At 54.6% G+C, this 19940-nt stretch carries 19 protein-coding genes; 9 read left to right on the top strand and 10 right to left on the bottom strand.

Annotated features, from left to right (window positions below; translation table 11 throughout):
- Positions 1-139: 139 nt before the first annotated feature.
- The 4 genes from phnE (RW092_RS20215) to RW092_RS20200 form a co-directional block, all read right to left on the bottom strand.
- Entirely contained in the window at positions 140-952 is an 813-nt protein-coding gene (phnE, locus tag RW092_RS20215) for a phosphonate ABC transporter, permease protein PhnE (protein ID WP_016314345.1), read from the bottom strand.
- Entirely contained in the window at positions 949-1896 is a 948-nt protein-coding gene (gene phnE / locus RW092_RS20210) for a phosphonate ABC transporter, permease protein PhnE (protein WP_316011102.1), read from the bottom strand. Before phnE (RW092_RS20210) ends, phnE (RW092_RS20215) begins: the two co-directional genes overlap by 4 nt.
- Positions 1896-2696: a phosphonate ABC transporter ATP-binding protein gene (gene phnC / locus RW092_RS20205; RefSeq protein WP_028540363.1), complete on the bottom strand. Its 801-nt coding sequence runs from the start codon at positions 2694-2696 to the stop codon at positions 1896-1898. The genes phnE (RW092_RS20210) and phnC overlap by 1 nt, the downstream gene beginning before the upstream one ends.
- Before the next feature lie 110 nt (positions 2697-2806).
- Positions 2807-3823: a phosphate/phosphite/phosphonate ABC transporter substrate-binding protein gene (locus tag RW092_RS20200; RefSeq protein WP_028540362.1), complete on the bottom strand. Its 1017-nt coding sequence runs from the start codon at positions 3821-3823 to the stop codon at positions 2807-2809.
- Positions 3824-4018: 195 nt separating this feature from the next.
- On the opposite strand from RW092_RS20200, the gene RW092_RS20195 reads away from it, so the two are divergent.
- The 3 genes from RW092_RS20195 to RW092_RS20185 are packed head-to-tail and all read left to right on the top strand — an operon-like array spanning position 4019 to position 6603.
- Positions 4019-5638 (top strand): bifunctional metallophosphatase/5'-nucleotidase, encoded by a 1620-nt coding sequence (locus tag RW092_RS20195; RefSeq protein WP_028540361.1) that lies wholly within the window; start codon positions 4019-4021, stop codon positions 5636-5638.
- 60 nt (positions 5639-5698) lie between these two features.
- Positions 5699-6286, top strand: a complete 588-nt coding sequence (locus RW092_RS20190) for a class I SAM-dependent methyltransferase (protein WP_085169918.1) — start codon at positions 5699-5701, stop codon at positions 6284-6286.
- 38 nt (positions 6287-6324) lie between these two features.
- Positions 6325-6603 (top strand): hypothetical protein, encoded by a 279-nt coding sequence (locus RW092_RS20185; RefSeq protein WP_016314339.1) that lies wholly within the window; start codon positions 6325-6327, stop codon positions 6601-6603.
- 30 nt (positions 6604-6633) lie between these two features.
- On the opposite strand, the gene RW092_RS20180 is transcribed toward RW092_RS20185, so the two are convergent.
- From RW092_RS20180 to RW092_RS20165, 4 genes are all read right to left on the bottom strand, one after another.
- On the bottom strand, positions 6634-7233 hold the full coding sequence (locus tag RW092_RS20180) for a YkoP family protein (protein WP_085169919.1): 600 nt from the start codon (positions 7231-7233) through the stop codon (positions 6634-6636).
- A gap of 36 nt (positions 7234-7269) precedes the next feature.
- Positions 7270-7806: a phosphatase PAP2 family protein gene (locus RW092_RS20175; RefSeq protein WP_036701615.1), complete on the bottom strand. Its 537-nt coding sequence runs from the start codon at positions 7804-7806 to the stop codon at positions 7270-7272.
- A gap of 44 nt (positions 7807-7850) precedes the next feature.
- Entirely contained in the window at positions 7851-9059 is a 1209-nt protein-coding gene (locus RW092_RS20170) for an MFS transporter (protein WP_316011101.1), read from the bottom strand.
- A gap of 64 nt (positions 9060-9123) precedes the next feature.
- Positions 9124-10281, bottom strand: a complete 1158-nt coding sequence (locus RW092_RS20165) for an MGDG synthase family glycosyltransferase (RefSeq protein WP_316011100.1) — start codon at positions 10279-10281, stop codon at positions 9124-9126.
- 366 nt (positions 10282-10647) lie between these two features.
- Between RW092_RS20165 and rlmN the strand changes: the two genes are divergently transcribed.
- Positions 10648-11703: a dual-specificity RNA methyltransferase RlmN gene (rlmN, locus tag RW092_RS20160; protein WP_028540355.1), complete on the top strand. Its 1056-nt coding sequence runs from the start codon at positions 10648-10650 to the stop codon at positions 11701-11703.
- A gap of 450 nt (positions 11704-12153) precedes the next feature.
- Here the strand turns inward: rlmN and RW092_RS20155 are convergent, their stop codons facing one another.
- Positions 12154-12279 carry a hypothetical protein gene (locus RW092_RS20155; RefSeq protein WP_316011099.1) on the bottom strand — a complete coding sequence of 42 codons (126 nt, stop codon included), beginning with the start codon at positions 12277-12279 and terminating at the stop codon, positions 12154-12156.
- Between the two features lie 99 nt (positions 12280-12378).
- Here RW092_RS20155 and RW092_RS20150 point away from each other — a divergent pair, with 99 nt between their 5' ends.
- Positions 12379-13071, top strand: a complete 693-nt coding sequence (locus RW092_RS20150) for a copper homeostasis protein CutC (RefSeq protein ID WP_316011098.1) — start codon at positions 12379-12381, stop codon at positions 13069-13071.
- A gap of 98 nt (positions 13072-13169) precedes the next feature.
- A complete protein-coding gene (locus RW092_RS20145) occupies positions 13170-14660 on the top strand; it encodes an FAD-dependent oxidoreductase (RefSeq protein ID WP_316011097.1) in 1491 nt (496 codons plus the stop codon).
- On the opposite strand, the gene pdxR is transcribed toward RW092_RS20145, so the two are convergent.
- On the bottom strand, positions 14654-16168 hold the full coding sequence (gene pdxR, locus RW092_RS20140) for a MocR-like pyridoxine biosynthesis transcription factor PdxR (RefSeq protein ID WP_244268365.1): 1515 nt from the start codon (positions 16166-16168) through the stop codon (positions 14654-14656). The genes RW092_RS20145 and pdxR overlap by 7 nt on opposite strands.
- Positions 16169-16354: 186 nt before the next feature.
- On the opposite strand from pdxR, the gene RW092_RS20135 reads away from it, so the two are divergent.
- From RW092_RS20135 to RW092_RS20125, 3 genes are all read left to right on the top strand, one after another.
- Positions 16355-16888: a GNAT family N-acetyltransferase gene (locus RW092_RS20135; protein ID WP_316011096.1), complete on the top strand. Its 534-nt coding sequence runs from the start codon at positions 16355-16357 to the stop codon at positions 16886-16888.
- A 110-nt stretch (positions 16889-16998) separates the two neighbouring features.
- Complete coding sequence (locus tag RW092_RS20130; RefSeq protein ID WP_316011095.1) at positions 16999-19323, top strand: ATP-dependent DNA helicase; 2325 nt, start codon at positions 16999-17001, stop codon at positions 19321-19323.
- Positions 19324-19404: 81 nt separating this feature from the next.
- Entirely contained in the window at positions 19405-19794 is a 390-nt protein-coding gene (locus RW092_RS20125) for a cytochrome-c oxidase (RefSeq protein ID WP_316011094.1), read from the top strand.
- Positions 19795-19940: the final 146 nt, after the last annotated feature.

Raw genomic sequence — 19940 nt, 5'->3', positions numbered from 1 at the left:
GAATGTACACGAAATTTCATATAGAATGCGCCGTGTGGCGAGGGTTTGGGGGAAATGTACACGAAAAATCGTGTACATTTGGGCCTTGACTCGTGAAACCGGTCAATATAGGCGGGAATCGATTCCGAGATGTACGGCCTCAAACCAGCTTCTTCCGCAGATAACCGGACATCCAGTCTACGAGCGTGATCATCACGATGATGCCGAGCAGAATGATGCCCACGCGGTCCCAATCCCGCGAGCTGAGAGCGAAGATCAGCGGGGTACCGATGCCGCCGGCGCCGATGACGCCGAGGATTGTTGCGGAGCGCAGGTTGATCTCGAACCGGTACAGCGTGTACGACAGGAAGCCCGGCAGCACTTGGGGCAGCACGGCGTACCACAGAATTTGCAGGCGGTTCGCTCCAGCAGCAATCAGCGCTTCGGTGGGACCGTGGTCCATGTTCTCGATCTCGTCGGCGAACAGCTTGCCAAGCATACCGACCGAGTGCAGCCCCAGCGCCAGTACTCCGGCAAAAGCGTTCGGCCCCACCGCTTTGATGAACAGCAACGCCATCACGATTTCCGGGAAGGTGCGGACGAAGCTGAGCAGGATTTTGCCGGATCCAGAGACGAAACGAGACTTGCCCCGATTGGCCGCCGCCCAGAAGGCGAACGGCAGGCAGACGAGCGTAGAAACGAACGTGCCCAGGATCGAGATAGTCAGAGTCTCCAGCAAACCGCGTAGCAAATCCTCCCCGTCTGGCAAATACACGTAATCCCAATCCGGCGAGAACAAGCCCGAGAGGATCGACTTCGTGATTTGCCCCGCCGTTTCCTTTATTCCGTCAAAAGGAATCCCGGCAAAAGCCCATACATAGAGAAGCAGGAGCAAGATATAGATCAGCAAGCGGTAACGGTTCTTTTTGGGCTTTGGCACTTTGTGCCGCCAAGTCGTTGTGTTTGTTGTCATAACCATTTCTCCCGCAATTTGGTGCTTACATAATCGATCAACAGGACGACCACGAGCGTGAACAAGATAATCATGCACGTCTTGTCATACTCTAGGAAGCCTAAGGTCACTTCGTAATAATGGCCGATCCCCCCGGCCCCGACGAGACCTAATACCGCCGCGGCGCGAACGTTAATTTCGAACGTGTACAACACGTACGAGATAAAATGGGCCTGAATCTGAGGCACAACGCCAAAGGCGATCCGTTGCACGGGCGTAGCCCCGACGGCCGTCATCGCTTCCAGCGGCCCGCGGTCAATCGTCTCCAACGCTTCGTACGTCAGTTTGGAGATTAGACCAAACGAGAAGACGCTTAGCGCCATGATGCCGGGCAGCGGGCCGAGTCCAAAGATGGCGACGAAAGTGGCCGCCAGCAGCAGGTCCGGAATCGTCCGCACCAGGTTCAGCAAGAAGCGGACAGGCTGATAGATCCAGGCGCTGCGGCTGAGATTGGAGGCGCAGAGCAGCGCTACTGGTACAGCAAGGATTGCGCCAAACGTCGTGCCGATCAGCGCCATGCGGATCGTCTCCAGCATCGCCGGAACGATATTGTCGAAGTAGCTCCACTTCGGCGGGAACATCTCCCGCAGCAGATCGAGCATGTTTGGCGAGCCCTGGATCAGCTTGCCCCACGAAGCGTCCGTATCCACGGCGCTGCCCCACAGCAGGAGCAAGATGATCGCGGCGGTTAAATAATGCTTCAGCTTGCTGGGGGCTGCAGGGCGATGCTGCTTTAGACCAGCATGGCCGGACGGGCTAGTGCTTGGATTGGCGTTAAAATTAGCATCGGCGTTGCTGTTGATGTTAATGTTAGCACCCACGTTGGCGTCGGCGTCGGTTACGGCGTTGGCATTGGTATTAGCCTTAGCATCTGCATCGAAGCTAGGACGAGGGTTCATGTTCATCAAGCCTGCGCCTCCAGCACCTGCGGCCCCGGAAGTCGACTGGCCAACAGCTCTTCGCGGTCGATTGCGCGACCGTAAATTTCGGCAAACCGCTCGTCCGTGGCTTCCCCCACAGGACCGTCGAAGACGACTTGCCCGGCACGGAGCCCGATGATGCGCGTCGCATAGCTGCGCGCCAAGTCGATAAAATGCAGGTTAACGATCGTCGTAATGCCCAGCTCGACGTTGATACGCTTCAAATCATCCATAACCTGCTTGGTCGTCAAAGGATCCAGGGAAGCCACGGGCTCGTCGGCGAGGATGATTTTAGCCTCCTGCGCCAACACGCGAGCGATGGCCACCCGCTGCTGCTGCCCGCCGGAGAGCTGGTCGGCCCGGGCGTAGGCTTTTTCCACGATGTTTACGCGTTCCAGCGCTTGAAAGGCTAACTCTACATCGGCCTCCGGAAAACGGCCAAACAACGTACGAAGCGTGGAATGGTAGCCGACCCGGCCAGCCAGCACGTTGCGCAGTACGGAGGAGCGTTTCACGAGATTAAAGCTCTGAAAGATCATGCCGATGTCGCGGCGAATCATCCGGAGCGATTTGCCAGCGGCTTGCGTGATCGATTTGCCGTCGATGAGAATGTCGCCTTCCGAGATGTCGTGCAGCCGGTTAATGGACCGTAGCAGCGTCGATTTGCCCGCACCGGACAAGCCCACGATCGCCACAAATTCACCGGGATCAATCTTTAGGTTAATTTGATCCAGACCTTTGGTGCCGTTCGGATACGTTTTGGTAACATTGCGCAGTTCTATCACGTTTAGGCTCCTTTTTCACAAAAAATAATCAGGAAAAGTGCACAGCCAGCCGGGAGCACACCGCGCTCCGACTGGCTTGAAGGAGGATTCGTCAAATTTCGCATCATCGCCTATTCTGTCTTCACTTTCTCGTTATACTCGCGGACGATGTCGAACACGCTGTCGTTGGATTCGACATAGCCTTCATGCGTGTAGATATCCGCGATGATTTGATGTCCTTCCGGATCTTTGCCGATTTCGATGAAGGCATCCTTTAGCTTCTGCACCCATTCGGCGTTCATATCGGAACGAACGGAGATCGTGTCGTTTGGAATCGGTTCCGTGTACGTCAGGACGCGGGTGTCTTCGAATACGGTAGGATAATCCTTCACCACAGTGTTCCGTGCATCCTGGAAGATCGCGGCGGCATCGACATCACCGTTCAGGACTGCGATTACGCCTTGGTCGTGACCTTTTACCGTGATCGGCTCGACGTCAGACAGCGGATCCAAACCAGCTTCTTGAAGCTTGGCAGCCGGCCAGACATAACCGGCAGAAGATGTGACGTTTTGGTAGGCGATTTTTTTGCCTTTCAGGTCTGCCACGGACTGGATGTCGGAATCTGTTTTGACGATAATCATCGCCTTGTAGAAATCTACCAGTTTATCCGTAGGCGCACCGGTCTCATCTTGTACTCCGTAACGTTGTGCTTGTAAAATCACCTCGGCCGCGCCTTTATCTTTGGCCAGCACGTAAGCGGTTGGAGGCAAGAAGCCGACATCCACTTGCTTGGAAGCCATCGCTTCAATAATCGTATTGTAGTCAGTCGACACGCTGACTTTAACCGGAATGCCCAGGCGATCGGACAGCAGCTGCTCCAGCGGTTTTGCTTTGGCTTCCAGCGTGTCGGCGTTTTGCGAAGGTACGAATTGGACGGTTAACGTTTCTGGAACGTAGCCGGTATCTGCAGACGTGTCAGCCGCATTTGCGGATGCGTTGGATCCAGCACCGGAAGACGCGGCATTCGATTGACTGGACTCGGCCGATGCATTCCCGCTGGTGTTCGCCGGAGCGTTGTTACCACAGGCGCTCAGGATCACGGAGAATGTTAATAATAAAGGTAAAACCAACTTACTAATCTTCTTCAAGCGTATGACCTCCACTATTCTCATTTTTTTAGGTTCGAGACTACTATAAAAGAGATTTATTAACACGCCGTCAGAGGAAAAGCGGAAGTATGTAAAATTCCTTTTCTTTCAGGAGTTTACAAACTTTGCGATCTTCGTTGCTAGAATGAGGAGGGGAATAAATAGGAATCCGAGGTGAAGGTGATGGAGCAACATATGGAACGTGGAACCGGGGCGATCCCATCGGGACAGGAGGAAGTTCTCTGCAAAATCCTGGTCACCAGCGACATCCACGGCTTTATTTATCCAACAGATTATCGTTCGACGGCGGAACGTTCGCTGGGGCTGGCCAAGCTGGCTACGCTTATTCGACGAGAACGCACGCATACACCCGACTTGCTGCTGATTGATAACGGAGATGCGATTCAGGGGACACCACTGTGCACCTATCACGTCAAAAATCACCCCCACGGGGTTCATCCGTCCATCGCGGTGATGAATCTATTGGAATATGACGCCGCAGTACCGGGGAACCACGAGTTTAATTACGGGCAAGCACTTCTGGGTAAGGCGATGAAGGATGCCCGCTTTCCGTGGCTGTCGGCGGGGATTTTGGCTGAGGAGTCGGGGGAGCCGGCGTTTGGCAAGCCTTATGTGGTAAAAACAACCCCGGAAGGCGTACGGATCGCTATCTTGGGTGTTACGACTCACTATATCCCGCATTGGGAGCATCCCCGGCATATCGAGGGTTGGGCGTTTCGGGATGCGCTTGAGACGGTGAAAACCTGGGTTCCCCGCATCCGAGAAATAGAGCAGCCGGATTTGCTGGTGGTCAGCTATCACGGCGGGTTCGAGCGGGATTTGGCGACCGGCGTACCGACGGAACGGTTAACGGGTGAAAACCAAGGCTATGCCATGTGCCTGGGGGTGCCGGGCATCGACGTCTTGATCACGGGCCATCAGCATCGCATGCTCACGGGCGAGGTCGGCGGAGTCACGGTGATCCAGCCAGGAACGGGCGGACAAGCGTTGGGCCAAATCACCGTTCGCTTCAAGCGCGGAACTGACGGTCATTGGAGCATCCGCGAGAAAACGGCCGAGCTGCTCGTTCCCGATGCCGCCGTGGAGGCGGATGCCAAGGTGATGGAGCTCATACGGCCGCTGGAATCGGCTACACAGGCTTGGCTTGACCAGCCGATCGGCCGGGTGGAGGGCGATATGACGATCGAAAACCCGCTCGCCTGTCGCTTGGCGGATCATCCGTTTATGGAGTTCGTGAATCGGGTGCAGATGGAGGCTGCTGGAGTTGACGTGTCCAATGCCGCGTTGCTGAGCGAGGCATCCAAAGGGTTTGCCGGAAGCATCACGCTGCGAGATGTGTTGACGAACTTCATGTACCCGAACACACTGACCGTCCTCCGCTTAACAGGGAAGGATATCCGGAAGGCGCTGGAGCAGACAGCGAATTATTTCGTTTTGGACACGGATGGTGAAATTACGGTAAATCCGGTGTATATCCAGCCGAAGGCTCAGCACTACAACTACGACATGTGGGAGGGGATTGAGTACGAGCTTGATATCGCCCAGCCCGTAGGGCAACGGGTCGTGAAGCTGACCCGTAACGGAGCGCCGCTGCAGGACGACGCTGAAGTTGACGTCGTGATGAACAATTACCGCGCTGGCGGGGGCGGCGATTATGAGATGTACCGGGGCAAGCCGGTGGTTCGCGAGATCCAGACTGACATGGCAGAGCTAGTGGCGGAGTACATTCAACGGCACGGAACGATTCACGCCTCTTGTGATGGGAATTGGAAAGTGGTCAAGGGATCGTCCTAAAGTTGGCGTTTTCTGGTACAATGCAAGCAGTTGAACACAAACGTTGAAGGAGATGTCCCTATGCCAGCTTCCGTCTACACGATCCTGACCGCTATATTCCTACTACTTCTGCTGCTAGTGGTTGTAGCGATCGTTTATCGGAGCTGGCGAAATGGCATTTCGCCGATGCCCACTTCCGCTCCCGTGAGGCAGGCGGTCATCACGGAAATGAAACAACTGGAGCGGGCCGCTGCCCTCGCTGGAGAGGCTCCAATGGCCACCGTTAACCCTATCATTGAGGCGGGAGCCGGATGGGGAACGCTGGCCTTGGCGCTAGCGAAGGCTTATCCGCATTGGCGAATCATCGGAGTTGAGAATTCGTTGATTCCGTGGTTATTTTCCCGGTTGAGCTTGCGGTGGAGTGCGCATTCTCAGGTGCAATTTTTACGGGGAGATTTATATGCGTTTCCTTACGAAACTGCAGGTACGGTAATCTGTTATTTGTATCCTGGAGCCATGCGTCGGCTGGACCCTCTGCTTCGCGAGAAGCTGCTCCCGGGTGCGCGGGTGATCAGCATATGCTTTGCCCTGCCGGGTTGGCAGCCGAGGAAGATCGTCACCTGCCGGGATTTGTACCGGACTAAAATTTATATCTACGAGAAAGACTAGAGGCGAAATCAAACTAACCTAGCAGGAGTGAACCTAAGGTGAGCGATCAAATGAATGAACAGGAAATGGTCGAGTTTATTGCAGAGCGTGCGAAGACGAGTGTGGACCACGTGCGATTGGTGTTAAAGCACGAAGCTGATTATATCAATCAGGCAGCGCAAAACGCCGATGGCGAGGTCGAGATTGACGGCGATGAACTGGTGGATTATGTCCTAAGCCGAAACGATGTGAAGCTCGACGAATTAACCGTGGAAACGATCCTTGACTTGGAGATGGATTATTTAACCGAGCATGGACTGGCGGGTTTCATCGACTAGCCTCAAAATAACGTAACTCTCTGCTGCGCCTTACATCGCCGTCTCCATCTCTAATGGCCCAAATTGCCGGAACAGCGACGCGCGGCTCATGACCAGCTTGACCGGAATCAGCTTGTCCGCATGGCCGGTGATCCGTTTGCGATGGCTTGGATGAAAGACGGTGAGCAGCAAACGCAGATAGGTGGTCGTTAATGTCCGAAATGCCCCGTGTTCAACATGATGCGTTTCGAAGCCTAACCCATGCGTGATGCCCCGATGCAGGAGCGTAATGCCTTGCAGCGCCTTCACTTGACTAAGCTGCGGGTTGCTTTGCATTTCGGCGCAGATTTGCGTCATCGCTTTTCTTGTCAGCCGGGCGATCTTTAAGGCGACTCGGTTCGCCTCATTGGATTGCAGCATAGCGAGGATCTGGCGATTATCCAGATGTAACTCTCCAATCCAATCTCCGTCTTGAATCCACGTCCCATCCTCGCATTGCATGCTTTTGCCGCGATACTGGGTGACAAACATTTTGCAGATGCCGAACTCTCCGGCGTATTTGGAGCGCAGTCGACTAAACAGCTCAAACACCCGCTCCCAGCCCATCCAAACCTTTTGGACGGAATGCTTCATGATCTTTTTTACTTGCATGGAATGTCCTCTCTTTCTGTATGAAGTCATAACGTGCTAGACCAGGCCAGCGCTTAAAACAACGAGAAGGGCTGTTGCGGCTCCCAGTAACCCGCCCGCCAGCACATCGGAGGGGTAGTGAACGCCTAGATAAATTCGCGACAGGCCAACGATACAAGCCAGCGGCAGAAGCAGTTGAGCCAGACCCGGCGCCGCGTAAAGAAGCGGGATAAACGTTGAGAAGGCGGCCGTGGTGTGCCCGGATGGGAACGAGTAATCCTTGAGCGGGTGGATGGAGATCCGCGCATTTTGCAACGCTTCGTAAGGGCGCGTGCGTTGGAATCGCTTCTTAATCACAACCGCCAGCAGATGGCTCACGGATAGGGCGATCAGGCTGTGCCATCCAGCCCTTTGCCATACCCCTGTGGTGAAGAGGACCACAGAAAGGGTTAGAGTAATCGTAAACACAGCGCTGCCCAGATGGGTAAGTCCTTTCAGGATCCGATCCAGCCACGGATGACTTAGCGAATGGTTGCACCACAGAAACAGCCGGTTATCGTACTCGCGCAACCGAAGATAATAGCGATGTCTCATTCCAACCCCTCCAATCCATGACCAAGATAAACCCAAACTGCAACTCAACTACGCTGGCGGTATTGTTCCCGTTGATGCTGTCGCACAGGACGAATCCAATAAAACAACATGATGCCAAACAACAACAGGGAGCTGATCCCAACGGTTACTGTGACGTCGAAGCTTTCTGCCATCCAGCCGCCTAGAATCGGGCCGAGGATAACCCCGATCCCTTCGATGCCGGAGAGAACCCCCCAGCCGGTCGCTTTTTGCTCCGCAGGAACGTAGTGGGACAGGATGGCGTTCCATGCCGGGAGCACGGCGGCATATGCTGCACCCAGACAGACGGCGAGCAGCATCGTGCTGAAGATCTGGCGGGAGTAGATCAGCAATCCAAGGCAGGCGGCCAAGACGCCAAAACCGGCGATCAACAGCCATTTATACCCCCATTTGTCGGCGAGCCGGCCCATCGGAACGAGCAGCAGGACGGTCATACAGCCTCCAGCCATCAACATGATGGAATAGTTCGAATAATCCAGCGCCAAATACTCGGAGGCAAAGCTCGGCAGGACGGGCACCAGCAGCCCGGCGGCCAGCGTTTGCACAATCATGCCGGGGACCAGCGGCTTCATCTGAACAAGCTTGCTCCCGATTTCACGTATTTGCTGTTTCAACGAAACCGTGCGCTCCAGCAAGCGCCGGGACGATAAATCCATCCGTTTGAAGGCGGCTAGCAGCCACCCCGCAGCCCAGCATCCGGCCAATAGCCAGAACGATAACGTATAGCTGCGGTCGATCAGAAAATTGACGCCAATGGGGCCAAGCCCCAGCGAGATGAGCCAAATCGTATAAATCGATCCCATCTGAGAGCCGCGGCGATCCTCCTGAATCTCGGAGAGACAGAGCAGCCAAACGGGGGAGACCCCAATCCCGATCAGGCCTGCCCCAAGGACAATCGCCCAAGGAGCATGAACCCCGTAAGAGACGAACAGGCCCAGCAGTCCGAGCAGCAGGAAAATGTTTAAGATCACCCGGGCGGGGAACCGATCCAGCACGTATCCTGCGAGGACTTTAATCAGCGTGTCGGCCAAATAGTGGACCGAGATCGCTAGACCGACCGCCGCCAGCGTAATCTGGCGCTCTTTGGCATAGGCGGGCAGGAACGAGATGAGAAAGGCGCTGCGGGCGATTTCTGTGAAAAACAATATGGCCGCACAGTGCAGAAATGCTGGTGTAAGATGATTGCTGGATATCGATCGTCGAGTACTTTTCATATGAGTCAGACCCCTTGCTTCTTATTCGCCCTTCATTTCATCGTCAACGATGCGGCCCGCTGAATCATCGGCTATCCGCCAACGCCGGCAGACGGTCTGCCAGGCGCAGCACATCCCGGACGATCGTCTCGGTGGCGCAACCCGCGGCTAATTCGTCGTACTGCTGGAGCATTCGGGCCCTGCGGACCTCAGAATCAAGCAGCTCTTGCACCTGCTCCGCCAAGGCTCGCGGCGAGGAGGCTACTACGGCTGCGCCTTTGCGCTCCAGGTACCTTGCGTTTTCCCGCTCCTGGCCGGAGAACGGCTTGTAAACCACGATCGGCGTGCGAATCTGGATCGCTTCCGACAACGTGATCCCACCGGCCTTCGTCACGATACAGTCGGCTTCTCGCATGCGGTCGTGGATCGCCTCGACATAACCGAATAGACGGAGCCGTTCGTGACCGGCGAAACGTCGTTCCAGGCGACGCCGCAGCTTCTCGTTGCCTCCGCAGACGAGGTCCACGCGCACATCCGGCAGCGCCAACAGCTTGGCGATGATCCGCTGGGCATCGGGCAAAGGAATATGCGCCCCCATCATGACCAGAATCGAGCGGGTTCTCTCCAAGGATCGCCTTGTTTGGCTCTGCGCCAGCGGATATGGGGGGCGCCCCGGATCATAAAACGGCTCCCGCACGGGGATCCCGCTGACCACAATGGCCTCTGCCGGCACGCCGCGTTCCATCATCTCCCGCTTCAAATCTGCGGTCGCCACATAGTAACGATCCGGCTGCGTGAACAACCAGCGGTTGTGCAAGCTGAAGTCGGTCACTACGGTAAAGACCGGCACCTGAATGCCGTGTTTTCGCAAGTGTTCCGTGATGCCGCCGAAGGGGAAGGTGTTGATGATTGCGTCAGGCCGCTGTTTTTGGAGCAGGGCGATGAGTTTTTTCATACCGAACTGGTTTCCCCATTTCGCTATCGCGCTTGTCTTCTGGAGATCCTTCGTAGCGTAATAGCTCCAACCGTAATAATCTAAGCCGTAAGCGGAGAACCACGGACTGTATAAGTAAAGATGCCGGGAAATGGAATTCAGTCCCGGATGGGCTTCACGGTACAGGTCCATCACATGGACCGAACGGACACCCGAACGGAGCAGGGATTGTTCCAGCGTCCGCGCTACCTGGATATGGCCGTTGCCGTATCCGGCGGTTAGGATGACGATATGCATGTTATGCTTCATGATCGCTGCCGCCTTTCCACCGAAATCGAAAATTCACGGTTCTTTCCGTCGATTCATTCCGAGTTCCAGTATATAGGAAGCATGGAAGAATCAAACCGGGCGTCCGGCGTGATTTCATTCCGACCTTAGTCCAGTATGCGGGCCGGACCGCGGACCGCTAGGGAATATAACTTCGTAGAACATCCGAGTATCCTAAGCGAGTATACCTTCACTTTAGAGGGCGAATGTTAACGTTCGTTTAAAGGGGATAGGTATCTGTGTAAATGGACGTGGGGGATGGGATTCGTTTTTTTACCTGTGGCATTCGGGATGTCGGATTAGGTATAATTAAAAAATGACTTAAGTTCCTTTAGAAAGAGGATATGGATGAATAAACAATCGATTTATGGTATGACGAAGGATCAGCTGGCCGCTTGGCTGCTGGACCGTGGACATAAACGAGGCCGGGCCGAGATGGTGTGGGAAGGCTTGTACCGCAAACGGGTCACTGCGTTTGATGCGATGGAAGGCGTTCATCCCGAATGCCTCGCCTTGCTGAAAGAACAGTTTGTGATCGAAACCTTGGAGGAGCATGTCCGCCAAGAGTCGATGGATGGAACGATCAAGTTCCTGTTCCGTTTGCAGGACGGCAATTTGATTGAGACGGTGCTTATGCGCCATAAATTTGGCCTGTCGGTTTGCGTGACGACCCAGGTCGGTTGTAATATCGGCTGCAGCTTCTGCGCCAGCGGGCTGTTGAAGAAGAGTCGGGACCTGACGAGCGGAGAAATCGTGGAGCAGGTCATGAAGGTGCAAATGCATTTGGACCGGCAGGGTAAAGGCGAGCGCGTATCCCACATCGTGGTGATGGGGATCGGGGAGCCTTTTGATAACTATGACAATATGGCTGACTTCCTGCGAGTGATCCAGGACCCGAAAGGACTTGCGATTGGTCCGCGCCACATTACGGTGTCGACCAGCGGTCTGGCGGACAAAATCATCGAGTTTGCCGATTCTGATCTGCAAGTGAATTTGGCTGTATCGCTGCATGCGCCTAACAATGAGCTGCGCACACGGATCATGAAGATCAATAAAGCGATTCCGATTGAGAAGCTGATGGCGGCCATTGATTATTACCTGGAGCGGACGAACCGGCGGCTGACGATCGAGTATATTTTGCTCAAAGGCGTGAACGACGGAACGGAACATGCACAGGAATTGGCGGATCTGCTGGGAGACCGGTTCGTGAACGTCAACCTGATCCCGTATAATCCGGTGGATGAGCACAGCCAGTATCAGCGGAGTGAACAGCCATCCGTGCTGGCCTTCTACGATACGCTCAAAAAACGAGGCCTTAGCGTCAGCGTCCGGCTGGAGCACGGGGCCGACATCGATGCGGCCTGCGGGCAGCTGCGCAGCAAGCAATTGAAGCAGTCGAGCTGAGCTGAACTGAGTTGAGCAGAATTAGGCTGAGTGGGACTGTGAAGAGCAGAGCTGAACAGAGCTGGGCTGAGCTAAAATAAGCTGAACTAAGCTGAGCGAGCGGGATAATGGCAAAGGGAAAGGACTTGGAGAATAACTCCAAGTCCTTTTTAGGTTGCTGGAGGCAGCTTGCTGTACCTAGCGGGGAACCAGTTAACTGTAAAAGTACATCTAAAATCAAGCAGATTGCGTATTTTTGGGTGATTAACTGCAAAAGTACAGTTGAAAAGGAGTGATTAGAGTAGAATCCAGCCGATTGCCGGCTCATGAACTGCACTTTTACATTTGAAGCTTCAAATATGACCGGTTTTGGTGCAAATGAACTGTACTTTTGCATTTCGTGAATGCGTTTCGTGTCAAGGTGGTGCAACACGCTTGCGACAAGCGGGTGGCCGCCTCGCACATCCTCCACTAGAGATGTCTTCGGATCACGTCCTCCAGCAAGCTCGCTACCGCATGCGGTCCGCTCTGGAGCACCTCTCTCGACAGAGGGAGTCGTACGAAACGTTCATCCGGCTCCAGCGCTTTGGCAAACAAGCCGCTTAAGCTGCGGGCTCGGCTAATGGTTTGTTATTTTGAACGAGACCCGCTAACATAGGGGTACAATTGTTATCCTCGAGTGAAGGAGGTTATCTGATGCTGCTAGAGGTTATCGCAACCTGTGTAGAGGACGCCGTCGTGGCGGAGGCAAATGGAGCGGATCGGCTGGAGCTGATTACAGCGATGACGGAAGGGGGACTCACCCCAGGGATTGGCATGGTTCAACAAGTGGTGAAGGCGGTGTCTATTCCCGTTCATGTGATGGTGCGCCCGCATAGCCGATCTTTTGTATATGGGGAAGCCGATTTATTGACGATGGAAGCCGAAGTGCGAGCGATCGCCGAAACGGGGGCGGCGGGGATCGTCTTTGGCGCGCTGACCGCCGATCGGCAAATTGATGAGGGGGCGCTGGAGCGGATCTTAAAGTTGTCGGGGGGGCTGAACGTTACGTTTCACCGGGCGTTTGACGAGTTGGCCGATCTGCCGTCCGGTTTGCGCACACTCATGCAGTACCCGCAGGTGAACCGGGTGCTGACCTCGGGCGGACCGCGCCCGGCGCCGCAGGCGGTTTCCGAGATTCGGGAGCTGGTGGAGATGGCACGCGGCAGCTCGTTGCGCATTTTAGCTGGACACGGCTTAACCCTGGAGACGGTCTCCCAAGTCATTGCCGACACAGGCGTGAGCGAAGTACACTGCGGCTCTGCGGTTCGAATCAACGGGAACGGACTGGCTCCCCTTGATCCCTCCAAGCTGCAGAGCTTATCTCGTTTGTTACATGGCATAAAATAACAGATAACAGCATAATATAACAAAAATTTACTGGATACGACACCTCTTCGGGAGATAACATGTCATTAAATCCCATATAGAGGAGCGATCCTGAATTTATGCATACTTATCCCAATAACCAACAAACTTTAACAAAACGTTGTGCATTGGCACTCCTGTGCATACTGCTGCTGCTCGAAACGGTGGGCGCTTCAACTCCGGTGATCGCAGCGTCCGCTTCAACCGCATCCCCCGTATCCTGCGGTCCGGGTTGTCAACGTTATGACATTGTTATGATTGGCAGTGAAATTGAAGGTGTGCTCTTGGCAAAGCGGGCGCATGATGCCGGGCTAAGCGTACTGATCCTCGATCCTCGCGAGAAGCCGGGCGGGGAGCTGATCCAAGGACAGATGCTGGTGCTGGACGAACCCAACGACAATCGTAAGCGCAGCTTGGTGCAAGGCGAAATGAAATCCTTGTACGACGGCTACAATGCCGGGACAATTCGTAAATTGTCTGCTTTTGAAAACTATTACCGTAAGATGATCCGAGGGATTCCGATGCGAAGCGGCATCGTCATTGACAGCGTGGAGATTAATGGAACCGGCAAATCAAATCAAGGGAAGACGCTGAAATCAATCACCTACCTGGCCAAAGACGGCAAATTGTATCAAGTACAGGCGGGATACTTTGTGGAAAATACCGACTTTAACGCACTCACCGTCCATCTTGGCAACAAACGAATCCCGGGGATGGAAAGCTTGTACAACGGCAAGAAGCCGGATTATATGGCCGCTACCTATATGCTTTGGTTCAAGGGAGTTAACTGGGGCAAGCTGCATCAAGCGGTGCTAGAGGATTATCCGCTGACGAATGTCGTCAAGAAATACGGCCCCAATACATATGTTGATTGGGATTTCGCCACTGGCTTCAGCAACATAACCTACCAGTATAAGCCGCGGGACTCCCAGCTACTACTGAGAGGATTAAATGCCACCTATCAGAAAGACGGTGAAGTGATCGTTAATGGCTTGCTGATTTACGATGTCGATCCGGCCGATCCGAAATCGGTCCGCTCTGCCGTGGCTAAGGGCAAGGCCGAAGCCCCGTATATCGCCAAATTTTTACGTGAACATATTCCCGGGTTCAGCAAAGCGCAGCTCAATGGATATCCCGATTATTTGTACATTCGCGACTATAACCGTTATGAAACGGAATACGTGCTGACCTATAAAGACGTGATGTCGAGCCGGATGTTCTGGGATAACGTGACGCTTGGAGGATATCCCGTCGATTTACAGGCAACTCGCGCGTTGAAGAAGGGGATTGGTTTCGGAAAGCCGGACCGCTACGGGATTCCTCTGCGTTCCTTTGAGCTGAAGAACTACGACAACGTCCTGGTAGCTGGTAAAAATATTGGTGCGGAAATCAAAGCCTACGGCAGCGCCCGTATCATCCCCACCACTGCTTTGGCCGCGGAAACCATGGGCATCCTGCTCGCGCGGGAATGGAAGAAGGGGCACAAGCGGTTAAGCGAGCTGACCGCGGCGGATTTCCGCCGAATCCACCAATATTTGAAGAAGGATTACAACATCCGGGTCGATCAATGATCTGTATGCGGAAGTTCCTGAAGCCAGGTCGACCAGGCCTCCTGGAGTCGAGCCACGCCTTCATCGATCCGATCGAACGGGATGCCGCCGAATCCGAGCATAAACGATTTGAGCTCCGTTTCCGGCGGTGCCTCCCAATAGAAGGCGGCAGAGGCGATCCGTACGCCGGCTTGTCCAGCCAGCTGCAGCAGCTGTGCTTCCGGCAGGCGGGATTTGACGTTTAGAATCACATGCATCCCGGCGCTATCACCGGTAACGGCAGCTTGTTTCCCGAAATGTGATGTGAGGGAGGCGACGAGCTGCCGATTTTTTTTGCGATATAGATTCCGCATTCGCCGGATATGCCGTTCGAAGTGTCCTTCCTGAATAAACCGCTCCAGCGTTCGCTGATGTATCCCCGACGCAGACGCTTCAAACAGAATATGCCGCCGCAAGGCGTGGAACCGGGGCACCAGATGCTCGGGCAACACGAGATAATGGATGCAGATATCCGGGGCTAACACCTGGGAGAAGCCGCCGAGATAGATGACGCGGTCGTTGGGGACCAGTCCTTGCAACGCCGGCACCGGTTTGCCTTGATAGCGGAACTCGCCTCCGTAATCGTCTTCGATCAGGTAGCCGTCCACCGCCTTAGCCCATTCCAGCAGCTCCAGTCGGCGGGATAATGGCATGACGAGACCCGTCGGAAACTGGTGGGACGGAGACACGCTGGCGATCCGGGCTCCACTGGCCCGCAACAAATCGGGGCGCAGCCCGTGCTCGTCAAGGCGGATCGGATGGACCGTGAAGTCCAGGGCGGCCAGCGTAGCGGGAACGATCCGGTATCCGGGCTCCTCGACGGCAATGGAATCGATCTCCCCCTTCAGCATTTGCCCTAGCAGCAGAAGCAGCAGATGTTGTTCCGCCCCAATAACGATCTGGTCCGGTGAGGCTTTCACTCCGCGGAACCGGCCTAAATATCCGGCGATGGCACGTCGTAATCCCGGGTCCCCCTGAGCGTCTCCGTAGAACAGCAGGTCTGCATATTCCGGGCGTAAGAGCTGGTTATGTAGTCTTTTCCATAGGGCAAAAGGAAACAAGCTGAAATCGTTCTTAGACAGGTGAAAATCGTATCGTGGGAATCCCGCCTTCTTCTCGTTTGGTGCAGGCTTCGTTTGAGGCATAGCAGCAGCTGCAGCGGACTTCGACGACACCCGGTCCCGGCCTTCCGGCTTCTCGTGTCCCAGCTCAAGTGCCTTATAGGGCTCCGGCAGTTTGACAACGAAGTATCCCCGTTTCGGCCGACTCTCGATAAACCCTTCGGCGATCAACTGCTGGTAGGCCAGCTCGACGGGCGTAGTGCTGATGCCGAGGAACTCCGCCAGCTTGCGGATCGAAGGCAAACGTTGCTCTTCTTGAAGCGAACCGGCGATGATGTCCCGTTTGAACGACTCATAAATTTCGACGTACCGGTAGGAACGCCCGGCCTTCCCAGTTTGTCCGTCATTTTGGTGCGGTATGATATACACTCGTGGATCCCCTTCCTTCGATGGCAAACTGTCCTTTGATTTTTTCTCGATTTGTATATTTTTCAGTATACAGTACCGTGTTAAGATGCGAAAAGAACAACGCAGCAAGATGAACATGTGCAGTAAGAGAGAATAAGCCAAGAGATGAAAAAGGGGAACATAACGATGAGTAACGCGGGTTTTCTAATGGGTGAAAAAGTATATCTCCGCCCGATGAACGTGGAGGATGCGGAGTGGTATTATTTGAATTTGCATGAGCCGGAAGTGAGAAAATGGACGGGGACGAAACGTCACTTCACGAAGGATTTTATCGCCTCCTATCTGGAGCGGAAAAGTCAGGACGATTTCACCGTACTGCTGGCGATTGTACGACGGGACGATGACCGGCCTATCGGGGACATTGCGCTGCAGGATATCGATCCGAGCAACCGCTGCTGCAACATTCGCATTGCGATTAACCAGACGTCGGATACCGGGAAGGGTTACGGCAGCGAAGCCATGAAGCTGATGCTGGATTACGGCTTTGGCGTACTGAATCTTCACCGGATTGAGCTGAATGTGTTCGACTACAATGCCCGGGCGATGCACGTCTATGAGAAGCTGGGGTTCAAGCGAGAGGGTGTGCAGCGAGAAGCGTTGTTCTACGATCACAAGTACCATGATTCGATTCTGATGAGCATTCTAGAGGACGAGTTCCGGGCGTTGCACGTACGTCAATAGCTCTCGTCAGAGTCTTGGGCAAACCGCTTTGCATAGCGAGCCTCGTCAGTTCGTGATATACTAGTGGAACAAATGTTCCCTAGGGATATCGGCGGGTGACACATAGATTTATGGCAAAAGAGTCCACAATTACGATCGCGGTGCGCCCTCTAGTGGAGCATGTATTCCGCAGCGGCAGCTTGGAAGGCGGCTTTCGCGCCGCCGTTTCGCTGACGGAAGGCACGAAGGCGCATCAGCAGATACAGAAGCAGTACGGCGAAGGAGATCAGAAGGAAGTGTATGTCAAGGCGGAGATTCCCTGCGGGGATCTCCTCTTTGTCGTGGACGGGCGTTGCGATGGGCTGCTGGTCGGTGAGGATGGAAGCTTAACCGTGGACGAGATCAAATCGACGGCCGGGGATCTGGCGGCCATCGACGAGGATACCTATCCCGTGCATTGGGCTCAGGCGAAATGCTATGCGTACATGTACGCCAAAGCCAACGGACTGAGCGAGATGGGGATTCAGCTGACGTATGTCCAGCTGGATACGGGAGAGCGGAAGCAGTTTCGGACGCGCGCCGGGATCGACGAGCTGGAGACGTTTATGTATGACGTCGTTCAGCAATATGCCCCGTATGCCCGGCTGCTTCGCCATCATCGGCGCGAGCGGAACCGGAGCATCGCAGAGCTGGCGTTTCCGTTTCCGGGATATCGGGCCGGGCAACGGAAGCTGGCGGGCGCGGTATACAAGACGATCGAGGAAGCTGTCGGTTTGTTTGCCCAGGCGCCAACCGGCATTGGCAAGACGATCTCCACCACGTTTCCGGCGTTGAAGGCGATGGGGGAAGGCAAGCTGAATCAGCTGTATTACCTTACTGCCAAGACGATTACCCGGACTGCGGCAGAGAATGCCTTTGCGTTGATGGAAGCCCAGGGGCTGCAAGCTTGGGTGGTCACGCTGACCGCGAAGGAGAAAATCTGCTTCCGTGAAGAGGTTCGCTGTACCAAGGAAGACTGTATCTATGCCGATGGCTATTACGATCGGATCAATGGGGCGATTCAGGATATTCTGGCGAACGAGACCCAGCTTGTCCGACCGGTCATTGAGGCATACGCCCGGAAGCACCGGGTGTGCCCGTTTGAATTTTCGCTGGACCTCTCCTATGCCGCCGATGTGACGATCTGTGATTACAATTATGTGTTTGATCCCAAAGTGTCTTTGCAGCGCATGTTTGCTGAACAGAAGAAAGAAACTGCATTACTGATCGACGAGGCGCATAATCTGGTCGACCGGGCCCGGGAGATGTATTCCGCTGAGCTGCTGAAATCCAGCTTCTTAACGCTGCAACGGGCCTATAAAGCGAAGAGTCCCTCCGTCGCGAAGGCGGCTAAGGCGGTAAACGCCGGGTTCATCGAGCTGCGGAAGCAGGCGGAAGGGTCGTTTTGGGTTGATCGGGCCGCGCCAGAGCTGCTGCTGCAGCGGGTGGAAGCTTTTGCCAAGGCTGCCGAACGGGAGCTGGCGATTGATCCCTCCGCCGCCGGGCAGGCGAATGCTCCAGGCAGTTCGGAAGCCGAGACGCGGGAGCTGCTGCTTCAGGCTTATTTTGACGCTTTGCATTTCAGCCGAATGGGCAAGCTGTACGATGAACGGTTCGTCACCTATGCCGAGATCACCAGGGAGGACGTGCGGGTGAAGCTGTTTTGTCTGGATCCTTCTCATTTACTGCAGGAAATGAGCAAAGGGTTTCGCTCGCGGATCTTTTTTTCAGCGACCTTATCACCGATGGGGTATTACCGCGACATGTTGGGCGCCGGGCCGGACGATTATTCGATCACGCTGCCGTCCCCCTTTTCTCGGGATCAGCTGGAAGTGGTTGTGGTGCCGCTGTCCACCAGATATCAGGACCGGGAACAGACGCGAGGCCCGCTTGTTCGTGCGCTGCAGGAGGTAACCCGCGGACGGCCGGGGAATTATTTGTTTTTCTTCCCTTCTTACGCTTATATGAACATGATCTATGAGGACTTTGCCGCTGCCAAGGAGGATGGGACGGAGCTGTTGCTTCAGCAGGCGGGGATGAAGGAGGAGGAGCGGGAGCAGTTTTTGGCTGCGTTTGTCCCGAACCCTGAACCAGGTCGGACCTTTATCGCGTTTGCCGTCATGGGCGGATTGTTCTCGGAGGGCATCGATCTAGTCGGCGACCGGTTGACAGGCGTGGCGATTGTCGGTGTTGGCTTGCCGCAAATCGGTCCGGCACGCAACTTGATTCGCGACTACTTTCAGGCGACCGGACGAGATGGCTTCGATTATGCTTATGTGTATCCCGGCATAAATAAGGTGCTGCAGGCCGGCGGGCGCCTGATTCGCTCGGAGACGGATTATGGCCGATTGGCCCTGATCGACGACCGATATCTTCAACCGCATTACGCCCGGCTGTTGCCGGAGGAATGGCATTAGTCAACGTCCGAATATTCCCCTTAATTGTGACATATTTTGAACATGTAAGGATCACTTGTTCCAGTTGGGGGAGGCGACGGTTTGGGGATCACGTATATTAAGGTGTCGGTCGTTTATTTTGTCATCGGTGTATTGCTAGGCATGTACATGTCCATGCAGCATGACTATACTTTATCGGGCGTTCATGCTCACGTGAATTTGCTGGGGTGGGCGTCCTTCGCGTTGGCTGGTGTCATTTATGTGTTGTTTCCAGGAGCAGGGGAAAGCGTGCTGAGCAAAATCCAGTTTTGGACGTACTCCATCGGACTTCCGGTCATGATGATCAGCTTATCTCTGGTGCTGAATGGTTCCGATCAGCTGGAGCCTTTGGCTGCGATCGGCGGAACACTGGTCGTATTCAGCGTGATCTTGTTTGCGGTTAACGTGCTGACGAACGTGCGAACCAGCGCGTCGGCGCGCGGCAGAAAGTAGCATTCGCAAGCGAAAAAAGACGTATCTATCCTTCATTAGCCCCCGAGAGATATCTGCGGGGGATATTTTTTTTGCACAAATAGGTTGACAGTTATCTCGATATCATATATCTTAATATCAAGATATCACAAATTAAGAATTGTTGA

The organism is Paenibacillus sp. 3LSP (genome assembly GCF_032465655.1).
GTDB classification, from domain to species: Bacteria; Bacillota; Bacilli; order Paenibacillales; family Paenibacillaceae; genus Fontibacillus; species Fontibacillus barengoltzii.
Note: the sequence above shows the minus strand (reverse complement) of the source record. Positions and strands in the feature narration are given on the sequence as shown.

Coding starts and splice junctions, on each gene's coding strand:
- RW092_RS20195 (WP_028540361.1), top strand. CDS start 4,019: ATGGAACGTGGAACCGGGGCGATCCCATCGGGACAGGAGGAAGTTCTC.
- RW092_RS20150 (WP_316011098.1), top strand. CDS start 12,379: ATGCTGCTAGAGGTTATCGCAACCTGTGTAGAGGACGCCGTCGTGGCG.
- RW092_RS20170 (WP_316011101.1), bottom strand. CDS start 9,059: ATGAAAAGTACTCGACGATCGATATCCAGCAATCATCTTACACCAGCA.
- RW092_RS20145 (WP_316011097.1), top strand. CDS start 13,170: ATGCATACTTATCCCAATAACCAACAAACTTTAACAAAACGTTGTGCA.
- RW092_RS20190 (WP_085169918.1), top strand. CDS start 5,699: ATGCCAGCTTCCGTCTACACGATCCTGACCGCTATATTCCTACTACTT.
- rlmN (WP_028540355.1), top strand. CDS start 10,648: ATGAATAAACAATCGATTTATGGTATGACGAAGGATCAGCTGGCCGCT.
- phnE (WP_016314345.1), bottom strand. CDS start 952: ATGACAACAAACACAACGACTTGGCGGCACAAAGTGCCAAAGCCCAAA.
- RW092_RS20175 (WP_036701615.1), bottom strand. CDS start 7,806: ATGAGACATCGCTATTATCTTCGGTTGCGCGAGTACGATAACCGGCTG.
- RW092_RS20135 (WP_316011096.1), top strand. CDS start 16,355: ATGGGTGAAAAAGTATATCTCCGCCCGATGAACGTGGAGGATGCGGAG.
- phnE (WP_316011102.1), bottom strand. CDS start 1,896: ATGAACATGAACCCTCGTCCTAGCTTCGATGCAGATGCTAAGGCTAAT.
- RW092_RS20180 (WP_085169919.1), bottom strand. CDS start 7,233: ATGCAAGTAAAAAAGATCATGAAGCATTCCGTCCAAAAGGTTTGGATG.
- RW092_RS20130 (WP_316011095.1), top strand. CDS start 16,999: ATGGCAAAAGAGTCCACAATTACGATCGCGGTGCGCCCTCTAGTGGAG.
- RW092_RS20165 (WP_316011100.1), bottom strand. CDS start 10,281: ATGAAGCATAACATGCATATCGTCATCCTAACCGCCGGATACGGCAAC.